At 44.1% G+C, this 22,848-nt stretch carries 14 protein-coding genes; 5 read left to right on the top strand and 9 right to left on the bottom strand.

Going from position 1 to position 22,848, the window contains the following annotated elements; translation table 11 throughout:
* Positions 1-561: 561 nt before the first annotated feature.
* Positions 562-1,485 carry a helix-turn-helix domain-containing protein gene (locus tag CLV59_RS24465; protein ID WP_111594729.1) on the bottom strand — a complete coding sequence of 308 codons (924 nt, stop codon included), beginning with the start codon at positions 1,483-1,485 and terminating at the stop codon, positions 562-564.
* 162 nt (positions 1,486-1,647) lie between these two features.
* Between CLV59_RS24465 and CLV59_RS24460 the strand changes: the two genes are divergently transcribed.
* Complete coding sequence (locus tag CLV59_RS24460) at positions 1,648-3,324, top strand: hypothetical protein (RefSeq protein WP_146616303.1); 1,677 nt, start codon at positions 1,648-1,650, stop codon at positions 3,322-3,324.
* 122 nt (positions 3,325-3,446) lie between these two features.
* Complete coding sequence (gyrB, locus tag CLV59_RS24455; protein ID WP_111594727.1) at positions 3,447-5,426, top strand: DNA topoisomerase (ATP-hydrolyzing) subunit B; 1,980 nt, start codon at positions 3,447-3,449, stop codon at positions 5,424-5,426.
* A gap of 59 nt (positions 5,427-5,485) precedes the next feature.
* Here the strand turns inward: gyrB and CLV59_RS24450 are convergent, their stop codons facing one another.
* Genes CLV59_RS24450 through CLV59_RS24435 form a run of 4 tightly spaced genes read right to left on the bottom strand, consistent with a single transcriptional unit; the run spans position 5,486 to position 10,580 of the window.
* A complete protein-coding gene (locus CLV59_RS24450; protein WP_146616302.1) occupies positions 5,486-6,721 on the bottom strand; it encodes a tetratricopeptide repeat protein in 1,236 nt (411 codons plus the stop codon).
* Between the two features lie 34 nt (positions 6,722-6,755).
* Positions 6,756-7,982 (bottom strand): tetratricopeptide repeat protein, encoded by a 1,227-nt coding sequence (locus CLV59_RS24445; RefSeq protein ID WP_111594725.1) that lies wholly within the window; start codon positions 7,980-7,982, stop codon positions 6,756-6,758.
* A gap of 45 nt (positions 7,983-8,027) precedes the next feature.
* Positions 8,028-9,254: a tetratricopeptide repeat protein gene (locus CLV59_RS24440; RefSeq protein WP_111594724.1), complete on the bottom strand. Its 1,227-nt coding sequence runs from the start codon at positions 9,252-9,254 to the stop codon at positions 8,028-8,030.
* 3 nt (positions 9,255-9,257) lie between these two features.
* Positions 9,258-10,580, bottom strand: coding sequence for an AAA family ATPase (locus CLV59_RS24435; RefSeq protein WP_111594723.1), 1,323 nt, complete (start codon positions 10,578-10,580; stop codon positions 9,258-9,260).
* 371 nt (positions 10,581-10,951) lie between these two features.
* On the opposite strand from CLV59_RS24435, the gene CLV59_RS24430 reads away from it, so the two are divergent.
* Positions 10,952-11,410 (top strand): hypothetical protein, encoded by a 459-nt coding sequence (locus CLV59_RS24430; RefSeq protein ID WP_111594722.1) that lies wholly within the window; start codon positions 10,952-10,954, stop codon positions 11,408-11,410.
* A 287-nt stretch (positions 11,411-11,697) separates the two neighbouring features.
* The gene (locus tag CLV59_RS24425; protein WP_111594721.1) at positions 11,698-14,925 is read left to right on the top strand and encodes a TonB-dependent receptor; all 3,228 of its coding nucleotides are present in this window, start codon (positions 11,698-11,700) and stop codon (positions 14,923-14,925) included.
* An 81-nt stretch (positions 14,926-15,006) separates the two neighbouring features.
* Here the strand turns inward: CLV59_RS24425 and CLV59_RS24420 are convergent, their stop codons facing one another.
* From CLV59_RS24420 to CLV59_RS24410, 3 genes are all read right to left on the bottom strand, one after another.
* Positions 15,007-15,714, bottom strand: coding sequence for an SIMPL domain-containing protein (locus CLV59_RS24420; protein WP_111594720.1), 708 nt, complete (start codon positions 15,712-15,714; stop codon positions 15,007-15,009).
* Between the two features lie 171 nt (positions 15,715-15,885).
* The gene (gene mfd, locus CLV59_RS24415) at positions 15,886-19,257 is read right to left on the bottom strand and encodes a transcription-repair coupling factor (protein WP_111594719.1); all 3,372 of its coding nucleotides are present in this window, start codon (positions 19,255-19,257) and stop codon (positions 15,886-15,888) included.
* A gap of 285 nt (positions 19,258-19,542) precedes the next feature.
* The gene (locus CLV59_RS24410) at positions 19,543-20,370 is read right to left on the bottom strand and encodes a hypothetical protein (RefSeq protein ID WP_111594718.1); all 828 of its coding nucleotides are present in this window, start codon (positions 20,368-20,370) and stop codon (positions 19,543-19,545) included.
* A 206-nt stretch (positions 20,371-20,576) separates the two neighbouring features.
* Here CLV59_RS24410 and CLV59_RS24405 point away from each other — a divergent pair, with 206 nt between their 5' ends.
* Positions 20,577-21,296 carry a ferredoxin--NADP reductase gene (locus CLV59_RS24405; protein WP_111594717.1) on the top strand — a complete coding sequence of 240 codons (720 nt, stop codon included), beginning with the start codon at positions 20,577-20,579 and terminating at the stop codon, positions 21,294-21,296.
* 70 nt (positions 21,297-21,366) lie between these two features.
* Here the strand turns inward: CLV59_RS24405 and CLV59_RS24400 are convergent, their stop codons facing one another.
* A complete protein-coding gene (locus CLV59_RS24400) occupies positions 21,367-22,794 on the bottom strand; it encodes a glycine--tRNA ligase (RefSeq protein ID WP_111594716.1) in 1,428 nt (475 codons plus the stop codon).
* Positions 22,795-22,848 lie beyond the last annotated feature (54 nt).

The following is a 22,848-nucleotide window of genomic DNA, read 5'->3' as shown; positions in this document are numbered from 1 at the left end:
TTTGCCGATGAAATATGTGTTGAATGTTGTGTCGAATGTTGTTGATAGATTATGCTTGAATCCCTCTTTTCCTCCTCTAAAACCACTTAATACCACCAATATGTTTGGACTACTAATCACTAAAATTATATATTAAAATTCTTAACAAACAACAACACCCTAATCTTTGCTGCATTGCTGCTTACGCTGCTCTGCGAGCAAAAACAATTCGCCAGCGCCGCAGGCGCCCTTGCGTCTTTGCGCCTTCCCTTGCGACCTTTGCGAGCAAAAAAAATCGCCTTACATAAATATGCAAGGCGATTTATAATGTGGTCAAAACCTTTCTGGCAAGAATTGCACTTATTCAAATGGTGTTTGATATTGCAAGTACATTTATGGCTTTACTTACTTTGCCAGACAAGTTTCTTCCATGGTCAAATCTAATAAGGAAGCTTTGGAAGTGCGAATCGATATCCGCTTATCGTGACACAAAGAAACGATGATATTCCGGCTTCCACATATCGAATCGGGAAATCTATTAATCAAATTGGGAAAATATGCCAAACCCTTTACAGTAAAGGATTAGCGAAGCAACAATTCACAAGGCTTGAGCCCGGTATGCTTCTTAAATGCAGTGGAAAAATGAGAGATACAGGAATATCCCATCAACATAGCTACTTCTGATACAGACATCCCTTTTTCATATAACAATCCTTTGGCTTTCTCCATACGCTCTTTCTGGAAATAATCGTAAATGGTAGTGCCATACATCGCTTTAAAGCCCTTCTTCAGGTAACATTCATTCATAGCCACCCGACGAGCCAAATCACGGATAGTTACCGGCGAATCCAACTGCTCCAACAAAATAGCCCGCGCTTTCTCAATCTTCTCGCGGTCTTCCATTTGAGTCAGGAACCTACAGCCATATCGCTCATCCGGATCATTCTGGATAAATTGATCAGAACTGAATAACAACAGCTCCAATGCCTTACTCTGTAAGAAAATGTTCTTCAACATGCCGTCGTAATTGTGATGCACCATGGTTTCCAGCACCGACTTAGACTTCGTGCAAGGCTGAATGGTTTTCACAAATGGTTTACGGGACTGCATTTCCAGGAAAGAAACAGAAGTAGAACCCTTCTGGAGAGATTGTATAAAAGAAGGTTGAAATCTAACAGTAATCAGGTCTACAGAAGGGAGCTTTTCATCACATTCTCCATGCTTTGCTTCCGCACATAATTGATCTGTACAACCCGGATTCTTACAATACTTATTGCCCGCCACACAGTATTTCAGCTCAATGGCAGCAGCATGACCTCTTTTCGCCGGCTGATATACCACCATAGCCACATCTTCCACAGGCAACGGCATCTCGTAAGTGAATCGTTGCAAGGTGAAATCCAGACAGTCTGGCACCGACACCTGATCCTGTTCTACCAGTTGCAGCTGATCGCTCATGGCTGGCTGAGGAATGGCCAGTGCTAGTATGTCCTGTACTTCTTTCATCTTGCTATTGTGTTAAAAACCTCACAAATTTAGTCATTCGATTTTAATTGAAAATTATTATGACACTCCCCTTACAATCATCGATACTTTTCAATATATTTAAAAGACAGATGTAGTACTAAAAACAGGCAATTAGCGTAATTTTAGGGTATTCAGTTACACATGGGAAGGAAGTATAATATCAACAAGACTTTTAAGGCGGTCATGGTCATTGCCGGGATATTGGCAGGATTAATCTTCGCGCTGGGATTTTACCTGAATCAACGCTGGAACGGCATGATGCGGGAAGAACTGAAAAGTTATGTACAGGAGATATCGGACAGTTTGTACAAAGTGGAGTATAAAAGTGCCCGACTAAATGTGCTCACTGGCAGTGTAACCATTGAGAAAGCCAGTATGGTACTGGATACCGCTGTTTATGAACGGATGCGGAAAAACCATACAGCTCCTCCCGAAATATACCTGGTCAGTGTGGATAAACTGGAGTTAAAATACTTTAAACCATGGCGGTATTTCCGCAATAAAGAACTGAATGCAGGCCTGTTGAAGGTAAGCAGTCCAACAATTATTATAGAACAAAACGCCAATGTCCGCGATACGAGTAAACCGCTGACGGCTTATCAGCATATATCTCCCAAAATGAAATCTATTCTGATTGGCACTCTTGCGCTGGACAGCACGCATGTCAGGTACAAGTTTATCAGGAAGGATTCCTCAGTAGTGCTGCATGAGTTCCAGAACCTGGATATCCGGGTAAACGATTTCCTGATTGATTCACAAGCCCTGAACGACCCTACCCGCTTCCTGTATGCCCGGAATTATGAGATCGGGATGCGGAATTACACCTCTCTTACCAAGGATAGTCTTTATTCATTGAATATCACTGGAATACGCTATGAAGCAGCAGAACGAACCCTCAGAATTGGAGGTATAGAAGTCAATCCCAGGTACGAAAAAGAGGCTTTTCAACAGTTATTGGGTTACCAGCAAGACTATTACTATGCGATATTAAGCGATATCGCGGTATATAATATTAATCCGAAATTATTATTGCAGGCTCAGCAGATCTGGGCAGATAAAGTGGTAATAGGAGGGGGAAAACTTGAAATTTACCGCGACAGAAGCTTGCCCTTGCCGCCAGGAGATAAACTGGGGCAGTTCCCAAACCAGGTATTGGCCAAATTTGCGGTGCCAATAGTAATAGATACCTTAATGGGGCATCGGGTGAATATGCAGTATATGGAAACAAATCCCGAATCCGGACGTAGTGGGGAGCTCCGTTTCAGCAATATTAATGGTCGATTTTTGAATATCACCAATGTGGATTCCCTGGTGCAAAGGAATAATCATTGTACTGCTGATATAGATGCCATTTTGATGAATAGTGGCAAATTGACAGCCCGTTTTGATTTCATCCTTGGCAGTAAAACCGGTAATTTTGCTGTATCCGGGGAGCTGAAAAATATGAATGGCAAGGAGTTAAATCCTGTTACCAAACCCTTAGGAAAAGTGGAAATCCGGTCCTGCCATATCAATGAACTGAGTTTCCAGATTAAGGGAGACGAGCGTAAAGCTTCCGGACAGGTGAAACTACTGTACGATCATCTCAGAATTGCCATTCTTAAAGAGGATAAAGCACATAATGAGTATGTGAGGAAGGGGCTTATCAGCTTATTGGCTAATATTATGGCGCTGAAAGAAAGTAATCCTTTGCCTGGAGAGAATGTAAGAATTAGTCGGCCTACGCTACAGCGGGATATCCGGAAGTCTTTTTTCAATCTTATTTGGAAAACGATTTTCGCGGGCGTAAAAGAAACCGCAGGGACTGGCAAAATATAGAAAGAAAACTCTACATCCATCCTACTTAAAAACAGTTGTTTTTTTATTGAAATAAGGCTTATTTTTCGTACTTTTGCATGATTGTCGACACATTTTATTTCTAATAGATTTTACACCAACATATGAGCGAAGAATTAGTGCAAGCAACCAGCCCCAGCAACAGTTATAATGCGGGGAGCATCCAAGTATTGGAAGGTCTGGAAGCCGTGCGCAAGCGCCCGGCCATGTACATTGGCGATATCGGTATTAAGGGTTTACACCACCTGGTTTACGAGGTTGTGGATAACTCTATCGATGAGGCGCTGGCCGGATATTGCAAAAACATTGATGTAACTATCTTGGAAGATAATTCCATCCGTGTGGTAGATGATGGCCGTGGTATCCCTGTAGGTATTATTCCAAAAGAGGGACGTTCAGCACTGGAAGTAGTAATGACTGTACTGCATGCCGGTGGTAAATTCGACAAAAACACCTATAAGGTATCCGGAGGTCTGCACGGTGTGGGTGTGAGTTGCGTGAATGCGCTCAGCTCCCGTCAGCATGTTACTGTTCGTACTGAAGGCAAGATCTTCGAGCAGGAATACCATCGTGGTATTCCACAGTATGCCGTACGTGAGATCGGCGTAGCGGATAGTACTGGTACTACCGTTCACTTCAAGCCAGATAGCGAAATCTTTAAGGAAACCACCTATAACAGAGAAATCCTAGCTGGTCGTTTACGCGAACTGGCTTATCTGAATCGCCAGATTCGTATTACCCTCACGGACGAGCGTGAGAAAGACGAGAATGGTCAATTCCATAAAGAAGTTTTCTATTCTGAAGGCGGTATTATGGAGTTTGTACAGATGCTTGATAAGAATGGTCGCAGAAATGCATTGTTGCCAGCGCCTATCTTTATCGAAGCACAGGATAAAGATTCTAATGTTGCTGTGGAAGTAGCATTGTTATATAATGACTCTTTCAGTGAGAGCATTTTCTCTTATGTGAATAACATCAACACCATAGAAGGTGGTACGCACGTTGCCGGTTTCCGCCGTGCGATCACCCGTGTATTCAAGTCCTATGGCGATAAGAATAAATTATTTGAGAAATCGAAGGTAGAAGTAACCGGAGATGACTTCCGCGAAGGTCTGAGCGCTATTATTAGCGTAAAAGTACCTGAGCCTCAGTTCGAAGGTCAGACCAAAACCAAACTCGGTAACTCCGATGTAATGGGTGTGGTAGACAGTTCTGTTGCCAGCGTACTGGAAGCTTACCTGGAAGAACATCCTCGCGAAGCTAAGACCGTTATTAATAAAGTAGTTCTTGCAGCGCAGGCACGTGAAGCTGCCCGTAAAGCCCGTCAGCTGGTACAACGTAAAAGCGTTATGACTGGTAGCGGTCTTCCTGGTAAACTGGCAGACTGTTCTGATAATGATCCTGAAAAATGCGAATTGTACCTTGTCGAAGGGGATTCCGCGGGTGGTACAGCCAAACAAGGCCGTAACCGTCAGTTCCAGGCGATTCTGCCACTGAGAGGTAAAATCCTCAACGTAGAAAAAGCGATGGAGCACAAGATCTACGAGAACGAAGAGATCAAGAATATCTTCACTGCTCTGGGTGTTACCATCGGTACAGAAGAAGATGAAAAAGCCCTGAATCTCGCTAAACTGCGCTATCACAAACTGATCATCATGACGGATGCCGACGTGGATGGTAGCCACATCGCAACGCTGATCCTGACTTTCGTATTCCGTTATATGAAAGCGATGGTGGAGCAAGGATATGTGTACATCGCACAACCGCCGCTGTACCTGGTGAAGAAAGGTAAAGATCAGGAGTATTGCTGGACAGAAGAACAACGTAGAGCAGCTATCGCGCGTATTGCGGGTAATGGCCGTGAAGACAGCGTTACTGTTCAACGATATAAAGGTCTTGGTGAGATGAACGCAGAACAGCTGTGGGATACCACCATGAATCCGGATAATCGTACCCTGAAACAAGTAACTATTGAAAGCGCTGCAGAAGCAGATCGCGTGTTCAGTATGTTAATGGGAGACGAAGTTCCTCCTCGTCGTGAGTTCATTGAATCTCATGCGAAATATGCTAAGATTGATGCATAATAAAAGAGCATATATATAATAAGGAAGGGCCTGCGACTGCAGGCCCTTCCTTATTATATTCATTTCCGTAATTGACCAAATACTTTAAGTGCAAAAAGCTGGAAGATATATAACGCAATAAACATCGCTATCATCCAGCCATTGAATAAATGACCACTTGCAATAGTGCGATAGATGCCGATTATCCCTAAAACAGCGAGTAGCCAGGTATAAAAAGATGCCAGTGGCCAGCGTACTTTCTTGTGCGACAAATACACAGAACCTAAAGGTAAGATCAAGGCACCGGCCACCATACCAATGGCCAGCAGGAACTTGGTAGTCATCAGCCAATATCCGGCAGTTGCCGCAATTATCATCAAAAGGAGGAAACCTATTGCTGAAGAAATCCTTGTTTGTACACTCGGGAGCGCGGTTCTGCCAGACCGGCTAAACAACAACATGATATTACCTATTGGCAATACCAGCCAGGGAGATAATAACATCACCGCTAATACGATATATAATGGCAGAAAGAGAACACTGATCCAATAACCTAATAAAGGAAAGCCTACCAGGAGCCCCAATAGCAGCCTTCTGACATGTGTCTTAAAAAGGAAATTATACTTTATGTATGGGCGACAAACCCAATACTTCGCCTGCATGGCAAGTAATATCCCCTGATTCGCCCAATCATAGTTAGGATCCAGTCGTAGCGACTCCCGCAAATAACCTGTTGCCCTGGGATAATCGCCGACTTCCAGCCATTTCCAGCCCAGACTGCAATGCAATCCCACATCTTCCGGATTTTGACTTAGCATGTGCTCCAGATCCGAAATAGCCGTTGCCGTTTTACCCAGCTGAAACAGGGCATGAGAGCGCAGGCTAAGGCAGATACTGTTTTCCGGATCCAGCGCCAGCCCTTGTTCTGCTTTAGCGAGAACCTGTGTAAAATCATTCTTATACATGAGGACTTCTCCCCATGCAGCAAAATAGCTCGGCTGATTCGGATTGATGGCGATTGCTTCTTCGAGATGCTGAATAGAAGTATCCAGCCGTTTTTTATAAAAGGCCACCCTGGATTTAAGGTACATTAGTTTGTCGTCAGCAGGACTAATAGCGAGGGCACTGTCAATAACCCGGGTTGCGTCAATTAGTTTGCCCAGATTAATATGGCATTCCGCCAATACAGACAGGCAGTATATATCATTGGGACAGGAAGCAAGATGTTCCAGCAAGTAGGGAATAGCATCCCGATATCGTCTTTGATCTATTAGTATTCGTGCACGTTGAATGTCTGCAGATAGAGAAGGATTCACAGGTTATGGTATTAAGTTACTGGTATTTAAAAAATCATTTTTTCTGACTGAAAACAAATTTTGCCAAAAGTTGATAAATAAATGCGGCAATCACTATAACGGACATGCATATACTAAAAGGATCACGGGAGGCTATGGTTATCCCAATACCAGTAATTCCCATGGCTGCTATTATCAGGATATAGCAAATGATAATGGTACTGGGGGGCCTGCCGTCATAGGTTGAAAAGACATTGATAACCGGCAGCATCATACCGCCTATAATAGCAGCGAGTCCCAACAAAGGATGAATAGCTGTTACGCAGTATCCAACAGCGGCTGTAATGGCTATGTTAAAGAGTATACCTGTCAGCGAGGATAAGCCGGATTGCTCCTCAGCAGCAATAGGACGCTCCTTTAAGTGAAATCGTAAAAAGAGGTCACTCAAAGGATCCATCAACCATGGAGCTACAGCCATCATTGCAAATAATAAGTATAATGGAAAGAATACCTGGCTGATAAGATGCCCCAGTACCAGTATTCCTACAATGAGGAATAACTGGATAAACAATCCCTGGCGCTTCATAAAGAAGGTATATTTCAATATCTGCCGAAATATCAGGTACCTGGCCTGAAGTGCCTGCAGGGCTCCTCTTTTTGACCATAGCTGATTGGGGTGCAGCCGTAGTGATTCCCGGAAGTCTTCCACCGCCTGGCGATGATCCCCAGCTTCCAGTCTTTTCCAGCCCAAACTGGCATGAGAATAGGCATCTTCCGGGTTGCGGCTGAGTACATCTTTCAAATCCGAGAATGCAGCATCTTTTTTACCTAGGTAATAAAGTGCGTTTGAGCGCATATTAAGACAGTTCTCATGTTCCGGAGCCAGGGCCAGCCCTTCTTCTGCTTTGGCGAGGCCTTCTTTATAAAAACTTTTAGAGAGTAAGACCTGACTCCAGAAAGCAAAATAATCTGCCTCTTGGGGGTTGATGGCTATCGCCTCTTTAATAGCCTGAATAGCATCCTGGTACTCGTCTTTCATAAAGGCAATTCTAGCCTTTAGAAAAAATAATGTATCTCGTGTAGGATCTATTGCAAGGGCATTGTTTACCACTATCTCTGCCTCATCTATTTGTTGTAGCTGGATATGACAGAATGCTAGGAGATAAAGGGCATAGCTATTATTGGGGAGGGACGCAAGATGTTCCAGTATATAGGAAATAGCGTCCTGAAAACGGCGCTGTTCTATTAGAATTTGCGCACGTTGAATCACAGCAGATGTCATAGGGTTTCATAGGTTAGTGGGCGATATACGGATAGTTCAAAATCATCAACGGCCCCGACTAATCACGAAGTTGGCCATTAACTGATAGATGAATACCCCTATCAGCATTATATTCATGCATATATTATTATCAAAATCGCCGCCCAGAGAGAAAGACATCCAGATCCCGCCCAGGCCCATCACCGCCAGTGCCAGGGTGTATACAAGGAATAAGGTTCTTTTCTTTTTATCCTGCGAGGCATACAGGCTGGAAACTGGTAGCATCATTACTCCCGATGTAATGGCGAGTGCCACGAATGGGACGAAGGATGTAATCCAGAAGGCGCCTGCCGAGAGTAGCGCTACCAGTAGGAGAATACCTACGATGGTGGATACCCGGGTTTCTTCAGGAGTAAGGGCATAGCGGCCGTATGGGTTCAGTCGCAGGAAAAGATTGCTGATAGGTAAGATCAGCCAGGTGCTGATGGCCATTACAGCAAACAGGATGTATAGCGGGAAAAATACGTTACTGGCTATACGACCTAAAATAAAAATCGCGATGATAATTCCCCATTGTACGCCAGCTTTCTGTTTGCCCATGAAGAAGGCGTATTTCAGGAACTGGCGATAGAGCCAATATCTGGCTTTCATGGCCTGCACCATACCTTCTTTGGCGAAAGATTGGTTGGGGTCCAGTTTCAGGGATTCTCTGAAATGTTCCAGCGCCTGGCGATGATCGCCGGCCTGTAGCCATTTCCAGCCGATATTTGCGTGTGTATAAGCGTTTTCCGGGTTACGTTCCAGGGCTTCGCGGAGGTCTGAAAAGGCCTCTTCTTTTCGGCCCAGGTTAAACAACGCATTGGATCGCAGATTAAGGCAGGCTTGATTTTCAGGGTCCAGGGCGAGTCCTTCTTCCGCTTTGGCGAGGGCTTCCTGGTAGTCCTTTTTGTAGAGCAGAATTTGGCTCCACATAGCGAAATAATCTGGTTCGTTCGGGTTTACGGCGACTGCTTCACCGATGGCGATAATGGCAGCGCTAAACTGATTTCTGTTAAATGCGATCCGGGAGCGCAGGTATAGGAACCTATCATCAGCAGGCGCCATACCGAGCGCGGTGCTGATGATGTGTTCTGCTTCTTCAATATTATTTAATTCCAGGTAGCAGATGGTCAGTAGAAAAAGTCCGTCAATATCGTTGGCGTAAGTGCTGAGATGTTGGCGTAAAGTGGTGACTGCATCCTGTACACGGCCTTGTTGCATGAGCAATTGAGCGCGTTGTATCAATAAAGCCATATGCTATTTCTTAATATCCAGGTATTTCAAAACGTCGTCGTAGAGGCCGGCCTCGTTGGAGTACAGCGCGTAATTGCGGGCGGTATTGAACCATTCCCTGGTAGTAGCGCGATGCGTTTTGGTAGCCTTCATCAAATCTTTCTGGGTAATAGGTTGTGGAATACCTTTCTGTAAGGCTTCCATCAGTTTATCTTCAATGGCCAGGTCCACGATAGCTTTCAGATCAGCGCCGGAATAGCCAGCGGTTGCTTTAGCGATAGCGCGGTAATCAATGGCTTCAACAGGTTTGTTCCGTAGTTGGATGCGCAGTACTTCTTCGCGGCTTTCCTGATCTGGAGGAGCTACGAAAACGATTCTGTCGAATCGGCCAGGGCGGCGGAAAGCCGGGTCCAGGCTCCAAGGAGCGTTGGTGGCGCCGATGATCAGGACATTGTCGTTGTTGGCAGCGATGCCGTCCATTTCGGAAAGGAATTGATTGATGAGATGACTGGCGCCGCTGTTGCGCATAGAGCTGCGATTAGCGCCGAGGGCATCTACTTCATCGAAGAAGAGTACGCATGGTTTGGACTGGCGGGCCAGTTCAAAGAGGCTGTGGAGGTTTTTCTCACTGTTACCGATCCACATATCCAGCACATCGTGAATGCCGACGTTGATGAATTCTGCCTGTATCTGGCCGGCGGTAGCGCGCGCCAGGTAGGTTTTACCGCAGCCTGGAGGGCCGTATAATAAGATACCGCCACCGGCTTTTTTGCCGTAGGCTTTATACAGATCCGGGAATTGCAGTGGTTTTATAATTTTCAGGTCTATTTCCTGTTTTTCTCTTTCCATGCCGCCCACGTCGCCGAAATTGATCTCCGGTTTTTCGAGGGTGAAGATTTTTTCCACCTCTTCTTCTTCATCATCCAGAGAAGGGGCAGATTGTTGTTGCGGCATTCTGAAATAGCCATCCAGGGCTTCATCGCGGAAGCCGGGATTGAGTGCTAACAGATGCTGATACATATCTCTGGCTGCTTCCATGGAATTTTCTCTCACCAATATTCTGCAATGGAGCAGGAGGGCATCGAAGTTATCAGGGTCCTGGTGTTCCAGTTGTTCCAGTACAACGATGGCCACAGAATATTTCGTCTGATGGTAGAAAGTGCGGGCCAGTCCTAGCTGGGCTGGTATATTATCATGGGAGAGTTCCAGTACTTTTCTGTATTGTTCTTCTGCCTGCTGATATTGAAAATCCTGCAGGAGCACCTGAGCGAGGTGCAGTCGTAGCGGCACATTCTCCGGGGAAAACTGCACGGCTTCCTGTAATTGTTTGATCACTTCGGACGACATAATGCGCTTTAGTTAATTAATGGCGTAAGATCGTAATAATAGGCAATTAGGTGGAGAAAAATATTGTTAAATATGTATTTTAAAGAGACACAAGCCTTCTGAGCGGCTGTCGTCTCCCGAAACAACCCTTTATAAATTATTCTTATAAATATTTTATATAATTTATAATTTTCTGCATATATTGCAGATATATTTTATCCCTATACCAAGATGCTCACCGGCATCCTATGTCGATTTATAAAATGATTGCTGGCCGGGACGTTGTGCCTATGAGTCATGGCCAGCAGCATATCCATACCTGTGAAATTGACGCCAGCTACTTGCGTTCCGGGATTTTCTGGGCATATCATCAACACTCAAAATAATTAACAATGAGATTTACCCTATGGTTAGTGGCATTAATTGCCATAGTAACTGTTTTTACCGGCTGTGGGTCGTCCAAGGAAGGGATACCTGTCAGTTATTTTAGTTTTCAGATAGGAGATATGACTTATACGTCATCCTCTACGGAAACGACGTTGGCGCGGGATACTGCCGAAAAGAAGATGGCCTTAACCATCAATGGTATCACGAACAACTTTAATCAGCATATGTCGCTCACCCTGTTTTTCCCGGATTCCGCCAAGACAGGTCAGTATAATACGGATGTTTTCCTGATTTTATCGGATGTCAAGGCGAATAAGGTAATGTATTACTGTATGGGAACAGGGATCACAATTAATTTAACTAGCATCAATAGTAAACATGCCGAAGGTACATTCTCCGGCACTTTAACCAGTGGTGAAATTGAAAAACCTTTAACGGACGGGACTTTTAAAGTCAATTATTAGTAAATCATCGTTTTAAGATTCAACCGGCCCTGCTTTTAAAAGCGGGGCTTTTTCTTAACAGAACTTTATCGTTTTCAATTGGTTGTATAGGTTTAAAAATTTAACATATTCTAAGTAATCTGTTAACATTAAGTTCATGAAAATGATACTTTTTAAACCAATTTTATGAAAATTACGATCAAAATGGGGTAACCATACCGAGCTCTTAACAATTCCGTAATCTTCTGTTAACATTCAGGTTGCTTTGGGTTTATTCCTTTGCGGAGTAAATACAGACAGCAACTTTTATGAAATCATTTATTACGTTATTAGCTAGCTTTATAGTATTGTTCTTGTACAGTGCGCAAGCTCAGGTAACAACTTCCTCCATCACAGGGAAGGTAGCAGATCCAAAAGGACAAGCTATTCCCGGAGCAACGGTAGTAATTCTGAACGTCTCCACCGGTATTAAGGCTGGTACACAGACCAACACTGACGGACGTTACATTATCAACAACCTTAACCCAGGTGGTCCTTACACTATCACCGTTTCCTTTATCGGGTATAAGGCAGAAGAGGCTAAAGAAATTAACCTCGCGTTGGGCTCCACACAGTTTTCTTTTAAATTATCAGAAGAATCGAAATCATTGAGCGAAGTCGTTATCACTGGTAATGGTGGTAAAAAAGACGGCGTAAGAGTAGGGCAGGAGCAGATTAAGCGTATTCCTTCCCTGAACCGCAGCCTGCAGGATATGACTAAGATCACTCCTCAGAGCAGCAACAACTCTTTCCTGGGTACTAACTACCGTTACAATAACGTAACCCTGGATGGCGCCATCAACAACGATGCGATTGGTTTCAGTCCTTCTTTGGGTGGTCAGTCTAACACCAGCGGTCAGCCAGGTAGTTCTACTCGTACTAACCCTGTTTCTCTCGATGCGATCCAGGATGTACAGGTATTACTGGCTCCATTTGACGTAAAAGTGGGTAACTTTCTTGGAGGTTCTATCAACGCTGTAACTCGTAGCGGTACCAATGAATTCCATGGTTCTGTTTATGGTTATGGTCGTGGCGCTTTCATGGTTGGTAAAAACAATGCAGGCGACGGTTCCAAACTGCCTTCTGATTTCCATGATTATCAGGCAGGTGTTCGTTTAGGTTTCCCTATCATTAAGAATAAACTGTTCTTCTTCACGAATGCGGAAATCACTCGTCGTGTAGATCCAGTTATCCTTGCAGCAGGTACTCCTGACGTAGCAAATATCCTCAGCGAAAAAGATGCACAGGATATCACCGCTAAAATGAAAGAATACGGTGTGGATCCAGGAACTTATGGTAACACTTCCATCTATTCCAACTCCAACAAATTCTTCAATCGTCTGGACTGGCATATCAACTCCAAACACACGCTGACACTGCGTAACAACACGATTACTTCTGAAGCAACCAACCTGGAGCGCGATCAACAGAACTTCCGTTTCAAAGGAATTGACTTCAAACAAACCAATAACCAGTCTTCTACAGTAGCAGAACTGAAAAGTAACTTCAACCCAACTGTTTCCAACAGTTTCATTCTGGGTTACTCTTCTGTACATGACTACCGTGATCCACTGTCTGATCCTGCTACTCCGCAGATCCAGATTGCTGGTAAAACGCCTGGTACTACTATCTTCCTGGGTACTGACCGTGAAGCTAGTATCTTCAACATGAAACAGAAAACTTTTGAAGTAACTGATAACGTTACCATCTTCAAAGGTAAAAATACATTCACCATAGGTACTCACAATGAGTTCTATAACATCACCTATGGTTTTGTTAACTCCTGGAACGGTCGTCTGGACTACAACTCTGTAGCTGACTTCCTGAATAACAATCCGGCTCGTGTACGTGGTAACTACAACTACGCTAACAACTCCCGCGATTATATCTGGAACAATCCTCCTGCTCAATTTAAAGTGAACTTGCTGAGTCTGTATGGACAGGATGAAATTCAGTTGACTGACCGTTTCAAAATCACTCCAGGTATCCGTCTGGACTACGCCGGTATTCCTAACAAACAGCCTTTGAGCGACAAAACTACCAAAGCGCCTGTTGATGCTAACTACGGCACTACCTATACCTACACTAAACCAGCGGATATCAAAAATGATTTCCTGAATAATGTACAGATCTCTCCACGCTTAGGTTTTAACTTCGACATTAAAGGTGACAACACTATGGTACTGCGCGGTGGTACTGGTTTATTCACTGGTCGTATTCCTTTCGCATGGTTGGGTTATGCATTCTACAACAACGGTGTAACTTACGGTGCTTACGATCAGAAATCTTCCGACAAAGCATTTGTAAACACTCCGCTGCCTGCTGCTAAACCTTCTGCAAACGGTATCGCCGATTTCGCAAAACAGAACGGTGTTGATGTTAACAACGCAGCTGGCGCTACTCAGGTGGATCTGATCGACAATAACTTCAAAATGCCTCAGGTATGGAGAAGCAGTCTGGCATTTGATTACACTACTCAGGACCAGTGGAAATTCACTGTAGAGGGTATCTATACCAAAGTAATCAAGGATCTGATGTTCCAACAGGTTAACCTGGTAGACAATCCTACTTACTACGCTTACGACGTAAATAAACAACAGCCGATCTTCTCTGGTAAGAAAATCAATCCGCTGTACACCAACGCTTACCTGCTGTCTAACACCGACAAAGGTTACCGTTACAGCATCACTGGTCAGATTACCAAAACATTCCCTTGGGGTCTGAACTTCATGACTGCTTACACTTACGGTCAGGCGAAAGATATCACCAACGGTATCCGTAACTCTATGGAGTCTAACTGGCAGCTGAACCAGGCACTGAATCCAAACAATCCAGGACTGGCTTACTCTAACTTCGACATCCGTCACCGTATCGTAGCAACTGCTAACTACAAACAAGACTGGGGTTCTAAAGGTAAATGGGTAACTAACTTCAGCCTGTTCTTCAGCGCTCAATCTGGTACTCCTTATACCTATGGTTTCGTAAACGCTACCATCCAGGGTACTCCACAGCAAGTGAGCCTGGCTTATATCCCTGCTGATGTAACCGAAGCACAGAAATTCTTCGTAGACATCGCTGGTGGTAAAACCGCTGCACAACAAGCTGCTGAGTTCATGTCTTATGTAGATGGCAACAAATACCTGAGCACTCGTAAAGGTAACTTCACAGAGCGTAACGGTGGCCGTACTCCATGGAACTATCAGGCTGACTTCCGTCTGTCTCAGGATCTGAATATCAAAACTGGTAAACGTACTCACACTATTACCCTGACTTATGATATCGTGAACCTGACTAACCTGCTGGACAAAAACTGGGGTATCCAAACTTTCTCTCCAAACACATTCAACTCTACTTCCAGTGTTGGTCTGAAAGCAACCAAAAATGCTCCTGTTAACGGTTATCCAATCTACACCTGGTCTAACCCTGGCGTACCTTATGCAACAGATTTCTTTGCATCAAGATACCAGATGCAGCTGGGTCTGAGATATAGCTTCTAATATTGAGTTAGTAAGAACAATATGAAAGAAGGGCTGACCAAATGGTCAGCCCTTCTTTATTCATCCGTATAGCTGTTGTATTTATTTGATGCTGAAAACAGTTCTTACTTCAGCGCGTACTTTAATGGTTTTGAAATCCACATCGGAGATTCCACCACCCATTCCATCAGCAGATTTAGCCATATAGTTTACTGCCATTGGACGAACATCTACATAGTTGTCTGTATTGATTTCCTGAATTTCCAGGATACCGCCCAGTTTCTCGCCGATAGCGTTCACCATATAATCCGCTTTTGTTTTAGCTGCCTGCAGCGCTTTAATTTTAGCTTCTTTGCGGTATTCATCCATTTTGCTGGAAGAATAAGAAGTGATTCTGGTGCTTTCAATGCCCTCTGCATCTACGGCGCCGAGGATGATGTTGATTTTATCCAGCTTGCTCAGTTTCAGGCGGAATTGTTTGCTGGCCATAAACTCTTGTGGGTTTTTCTTCTTGTTCATCCAGTCGTAGTTATATCCGGAAACATTTTCCACAGTGAGATTTTCTTTAGGAATACCTGCGTCTATCACAGCTTTCTGTAATTGTTTTTCCAGTGCGGTGATTTCCACTTTGGTTTTACCTTTCATATATTCCTTCAGGGAGATCTGGAAATAGATTTCGTCAGGAGTTATTTCTATTTCGGAAGAACCGGTTACTTCGATTTTCTTTTCAGTTGTTTTATTGTCTGCTGCCTGTGCAAATGAAGTCATCGCTAAAAATAATCCTGCGGCTAATAACATTACCTTTTTCATGTGTCTGTGTTTTTCTTTGTAAAAAATGTTCTTTGTGAATTACGACAACATGATGCGGTATCATGATGCGTTTCCATAAAGGAGGGTGAAAATTTTTAGTTAATAAATAAAAATTATGCGTTTCGAGTTAATAATGAAACGGTTACACCCAAAAAATGTTACAAAAAAATTTTAGTGACGGCTATCGGTCATGCCTTTGAGGAAGTCGAAGAGGTCGTTCATATTCCGGATACGGTTTACGACGAGCATGAAGTTTTTACCTACTTGTTTCAGTTTCGCGTTGTTGGTGCGGGTTTGAATATAGGTCAGGATATGATTGAAAGTAGGGGATTCGAAATAAGGGGAATCCGGGTTGTTAATAAAGTAGCAGCGCAGGTTTTCTTCTTTGAGCATCATTTTCTCAAAGCCCAGCTGTATAGCCATCCAGCGGCAGCGGATCATTGTCAGGAGGTCTTTCACTGGTTCTGGCATGGGGCCGAAGCGGTCTATGAGTTCCGCTTCAAATGCCTGGAGTTTACCTTCTTCGGTGGTATTATCCAGTTCCTGATAGAGGTTCAGACGTTCCTGTATACTTTCAATATAGGTATCAGGGATGAGGATTTCGAGATCGGTATCGATTGTACAGTCAGACACGAAGTCCTTTTTCTCTTCCAGTTGTTCTTTAAAGAGTTCGCGGAATTCGTTTTGTTTTAGTTCGCGGATAGCTTCGTCCAGGATTTTCTGGTACATATCGAAGCCTATTTCCGCCATGAATCCACTTTGTTCTCCTCCAAGCAGGTTTCCGGCTCCGCGGATATCCAGGTCGCGCATAGCGATTTGGAAGCCGCTACCCAATTCACTGTGTTGTTCCAGTGTTTGGAGGCGTTTACGGCTATCGGCAGGCAGCGTACTCATTGGAGGCGCCAGCAGATAACAGAATGCTTTCTTGTTACTGCGGCCTACGCGACCACGCAGCTGATGGAGGTCGCTTAATCCAAAGTGATGCGCATTATTAATGATGATGGTATTCGCGTTAGGAATATCCACTCCACTTTCCACGATATTGGTACAAACTAATACGTCGTATTTTCTATCGATGAAATCGAGGATAACTTCTTCCAACTGATGGCCTTCTAATTGGCCATGGGCGGTAGCGATAGACAGATCGGGGCACAGACCCTGTATCAGTCCGGCCATTTCGCCCAGCCCTTTCACGCGGTTATGCACGAAGTATACCTGTCCGCCGCGTTCTGCTTCATAATAGATGGCATCGCGGATGAGGTCATGATCGAATACATGCACTTCGGTTTCAATTGCCTGGCGATTGGGAGGAGGCGTATTGATAATGGAGAGATCCCTTGCTCCCATGAGGGAGAACTGCAGGGTTCTTGGGATAGGCGTTGCCGTTAGGGTCAGCGTATCCACATTATGTTTTATCTGCTTGAGTTTTTCTTTAGCGCTTACGCCGAATTTCTGTTCTTCATCGACGATGAGTACGCCGAGGTCTTTGAACTTCACGTCTTTACTTAACAACGCATGCGTACCAACGATGATGTCGATTTTACCTTCTTCCAGTTTCTTAAGCGTTTCTTTCTTTTCCTTGGAAGATTTGAATCGGTTGAGATAATCGACGGTGCAAGGGAAGTCTTTCAGGCGATCGGCGAAAGTTTTATAGTGCTGGAAAGCCAGGATGGTAGTAGGTACCAGGATTGCGGCCTGTTTCCCATCCACTACAGATTTAAAAGCTGCACGTACGGCCACTTCTGTTTTACCAAAGCCTACGTCGCCGCATACGAGGCGGTCCATAGGAGAAGGGGCTTCCATGTCTCTCTTTACATCTGCAGTTGCTTTGCTCTGATCCGGGGTATCCTCATAAATGAAGGATGCTTCCAGTTCAGTTTGCAGGTAGGTATCAGGCGTGTGTGAGAAACCTTGCTGGGCTTTGCGTACCGCATATAATTGGATCAGATCCTTTGCGATATCTTTTACCTGGGTTTTAGCTTTTTCTTTCAGCTTATCCCAGGCATCGCTACCCAGTTTATTCACGCGAGGTTCTACGCCTTCTTTACCGGTGTATTTGCTGATTTTATGGAGGGAGTTGATATTCACATACAACAGGTCGTTGTTTTTGTAAATAATGCGGATGGCCTCCTGCATTTTCCCGCCTACTTCAATTTTCTGCAATCCGCTGTATACGCCCACACCATGATCGATATGGGTTACATAGTCGCCGGGTTGCAGCTCCCTTAACGTTTTCATGGTAATTGCCTTATTCTTGTTGTAGGCTTGTTTTACCTTGGATTTATGGAAACGCTGGAAGATTTGGTGATCTGTATAGCAAACCAGTTTGAGGGAGTGATCTATGAATCCTCTGCTGACGGGCACTGGAATCGGATAGAATACAAACTGTGCTTTAAGATCTTCGAAAATACTGCGCAGACGTTCCAGCTGACGCGGATTGTCTGCGAATATGAAAAGAGAATATTTATTGGTGTTATGTGTGCCGAGATCCTTCAGGAGCATATCAAACTGTCTGTTAAAGACAGGTTGTTCCTGGGTATCAAATGCGATGGTTTCTGCCTTTAAGCCTTCTGTTTGCAGCCAGTCTTTACTTCCGAAGATGATATTGGTCCGTTTTTTCAGTTGTTCTATGAGAACGGCTGCTTTTACGAAGTCTTCCTCTTTGAGGATCATCTCTTCATCATCGTCTACTCTTACTTTCTGGCCGGTTTGGAGGAAATCATCCAGGCGTTGTTCCATTTGTTCGATAACGCCCTGGATATAGGATGGATCTTTCATCCAAACGATGGTATTATCCGGGAGGAATTCGAGCAGAGAGGTTTTATCGCGTTCCGCCGCTCTTGTATCCATATTAGCGATGAGGGTCACCTGGTTTAGTTTACGCTCACTCAGCTGGGATTCGGGATCAAAGAGGCGGATAGAATCAATGTCTTCCCCAAACAATTCTATACGATACGGTTTGTCGTTACCAAAGGAGTAGATATCGACGATACCGCCACGCACAGCATATTGGCCGGGTTCATAGACGAAATCGGTAAAATGGAATCCCCATTCCACAAGTTTTTCCAGGAGATCATCCACTTTCAACACGTCGCCTACTTTCAGTTGCACCATGTTGCTACTAAATGCATTGCTGGCGGCAACCTTTTCCCAGAGGGCTTCCGGGTAGGTAACGAGTATTTTTTTATGTGGACTTGGGCCGGAGAATTTCATCAATGCTTCGGTTCGCAGCATGCTGTGGCTACCGTTGATGTCGTTGAACTGGCCTGTTTTCTTGAAAGAATCGGGGAAATAGAAGATATCGAGGGCCTGGGAGAGTTGCTCCAGGTCGTTTTGAAAATACGCCGCCTCCTCTTTATCGTTGAGGATAAAGAGATGGTTCGCATCTGCTTGAGCCCAGGCGCCTACCGCTACAAAATTGATCGCACTTCCGCTAAGGGAAGATAGCTGAAAATATTGCGGGGCGGGGGAGTTGATCCCTTTCACCAGGGTTTGCAGGCGACTATCACGCTGAAAAAGTTGTAATACGGCCTGTAAATTCATGAAGGCTGCAAAGATACGAAGAAATTAAATTTCTCTTGTAAGAAGAACGTTAAAAAGAAAAAGGGACGCGCTGGCGTCCCTTTCGAATAATATATTAAACGAATGTATTATTTCCTGTAATAAAATTTCTGGGAACCTCTTCCTATCTACATACCTATCTATCTAATTATCAATACACTATACAACTACAAGTATTCAAATAATTGATTCATCCCCATAAAAAATAAGAGAAGGGACGCGAATGGCGTCCCTTCTCTGTAATCATTTAACCTACACTACTGATAATTACTTCTTGTAGGTATACTGTTTTGTGGTAGTAGTTGGATAATCATTGGTAATTATATTCGCAACACTACTTATCGGATAGCCGTTATCGTTATACTTATAAGTGATGGTAGTCGCATTTACGCCGCCGACTTGATTATCATAAGAATTGATATAGGTTTCAGCGATTTCTGTCACGTTATTGGCGCTCATCCATATATGTTCGCCCATTCCCTGATACATAGCAATTACAGCAGCAGATGCATATGGATTCTTCTTATCGTCATACTTAAAGACTTTCAGGGTACGCGCCGGCAGGCTACCAGGAGAAAAAACGCCTGTATTTATTTTCACCACATTGTTGCCTGACCAGGTGAGCGTATCTGCGAATTGCAGCTCGTTCTGACGGTATTTATATCTTCTGATTAATTGCTTATTGCTGTTTAAGATGACCGAATCTCTATACTCATTATCTCCTGGGTCAATCATTAACTGCTGGCCAGATGCATTGTAACGGAAACGCCATATAAAGGAGTTCTCACTTGGCGGTTCACTCGCATCGCCAGACACATAGGCTAGTTGATGCTTGCTGTTATAGGCATAATATTCGTCATAATCATATCCCCTCACAGGGTCCAGATCTACATAGTGTAACGCAGCTAAGGCGCCCTGTGGATTATATTCAAAGTGATAAATAGAATTATAGAAAGTATTTTTTTCAACAACGGAGTCCAGCAATGCTTCAGGTCTTACAGGAACATCAGGCACAGGATCTTTTCCTTTCGAACAGGAAATAACGCAAACGCTAAATAGTAGAGCAGTAGCGCACTGCCAGTACATATTTTTCATTGGATAAGGATAAATTAGATTTGGTATAAAATTAATTATAAATATCTATATACTTAATTTACAATAAACAAGATAATTATAGAGCGATGAAAAGCGCTCCTCTTGAAAAGTTTCCCGTAGGTACGATCCAGTTAGGCGTTATCACAAATAGCCTTTATTCTTCAACAATTTGCCTTATATTCAATAACAGAAAATCCCCATTCCACATGACTGAAAACTGGCATACCGGCATTGTTACTAAGATTGTGGATGAAACCCACAATACGCGCAGGTTCTGGATCAAAATTCCTGACATGGAAATCTTCGATTTCAAGCCAGGACAGTTTGTAACACTCGACCTTCCCATCCACGAAAAAAAGAATAAAAGGTGGCGCAGCTATTCTATTGCTTCTCATCCGGATGGTACTAATGAAATAGAACTCGTTATCGTATTGCTGGAAGGCGGAGCCGGCACTAACTATCTTTTCAACGAAGTGAAGGAGGGAAGCGAGTTAGTTTTAAAAGGGCCTTTAGGAGTTTTCGTACTACCGCCAACGTTAGACACTGATCTTTTCTTTATTTGCACCGGTACCGGCATTGCCCCTTTCCGCGCCATGACCAAGTACCTGATGCAGCATAACATTCCTCATAAAGATATCCATCTCATTTTCGGCACCAGGTATGAATCGGATCTGTTATATGCTGCAGAGATGCGCCAGCTGGAAGCAGATTTTCCCGGCTTTCATTACATTCCTACTTTATCCCGGCAAGAAGCGTGGACCGGCCGTAAAGGGTATGTACACCAGGTTTATGAAGAAATGCTACAGGACAAACGCCCGGCGAACTTTTATCTCTGTGGCTGGAAAGCCATGATAGACGAGGCAAAGCAACGCATACAAGCCCTCGGATATGACCGAAAAAGCATACACCAGGAATTATATGGTTAGTCGCATAAATAAAAAAAGGTCCGTCTTTACTACGTAGAGACGGACCTTTTACTATATAGCGTATCAGCTACTATGCGATTTTATTCAGTACCAGATTTTTCACTTCTGACATTGGAATACGCTCCTGTTCCATGGTATCGCGGTAGCGAATAGTAACAGTACCGTCTTCTTTAGTTTGGTGATCGATGGTTACGCAGAAAGGAGTACCTACGGCATCCTGACGGCGGTAACGCTTACCGATGGCATCTTTCTCTTCGTAGAAGCAGTAGAAATGCGGTTTACACTCTGTCATCAGCTGCTGTGCCAGTTCAGGCAGACCATCTTTTTTGGTCAGCGGGAAGATAGCCAGTTTGGTAGGAGCCAGTTTCGCAGGCAGACGCAGTACTACGCGACTGTCTTGTTTTTCTGGCGTGCTCAGGTCTTCTTCTGCATAAGCGGAACAGATCACCAGCAAGAACATACGATCCAGACCGATAGACGTTTCGATTACATAAGGAACATAGTTCTGATTGATTTCTGTATCGAAGTACTGGATTTTCTTTCTGCTGAATTGCTGATGCTGGGTCAGATCGAAGTCGGTACGGGAGTGAATACCTTCCACTTCTTTGAAACCAATTGGGAAATCGAATTCGATATCCACTGCGGCATCTGCATAGTGCGCCAGTTTCACGTGATCTTTGAAACGGTATTTAGAAGGATCGATACCGAGGCTCAGGTGCCACTGCATACGCTCTTCTTTCCATTTCTCGTACCATTCTTTCTGGGTGCCAGGGCGCACGAAGAACTGCATTTCCATTTGTTCAAATTCACGCATACGGAAAATGAACTGACGGGCAACGATTTCGTTACGGAAGGCTTTACCCACCTGTGCGATACCAAAAGGTACTTTCATCCTGCCGGTTTTCTGTACGTTCAGGAAGTTCACGAAGATACCCTGAGCGGTTTCCGGACGGAGATATATTTCACTTGCCTCGTCAGTAACGCTACCCAGCTGGGTGGAGAACATCAGGTTAAACTGACGAACATCTGTCCAGTTAACGGTACCGCTCACGGAGCAGGCAATTTTATTGTCTTCAATGAGTTGTTTCAGACCGGCGAAGTCGTTATCTGCCAGCAGTTTATCCATGGTAGCCAGGAGTGCTGCGGCATCTGCCTCAGACAATTTCTCGGCATGACCTTCAATCAGGTGATCTACACGGTAACGCTTATTACTGTCTTTATTGTCGATCATTGGATCACTGAAGTTATCCACGTGACCGGAGGCTTTCCAGGTAGTAGGGTGCATAAAGATAGCCGCATCAATACCCACGATATTCTCATGGAGCTGCGTCATACTTTTCCACCAGTAATCCCTGATGTTTTTCTTTAACTGAGCACCGTTCTGACCATAGTCATATACCGCGCTGAGTCCATCGTATATTTCGCTGGACTGGAAAATAAAACCGTATTCTTTACAATGCGATATAATCGCCTGGAATATATTCTGATCTGTAGACATAGTTGCGCAAAGATAAATGCCAAAATTGAAAATATGGATGTAATTATTATTACA

Source organism: Chitinophaga dinghuensis (genome assembly GCF_003259435.1).
Classification (GTDB): domain Bacteria; phylum Bacteroidota; class Bacteroidia; order Chitinophagales; family Chitinophagaceae; genus Chitinophaga; species Chitinophaga dinghuensis.
The sequence above is the reverse complement of the archived record's forward strand: the minus strand, read 5'-3'. Positions and strand labels throughout refer to the sequence as shown.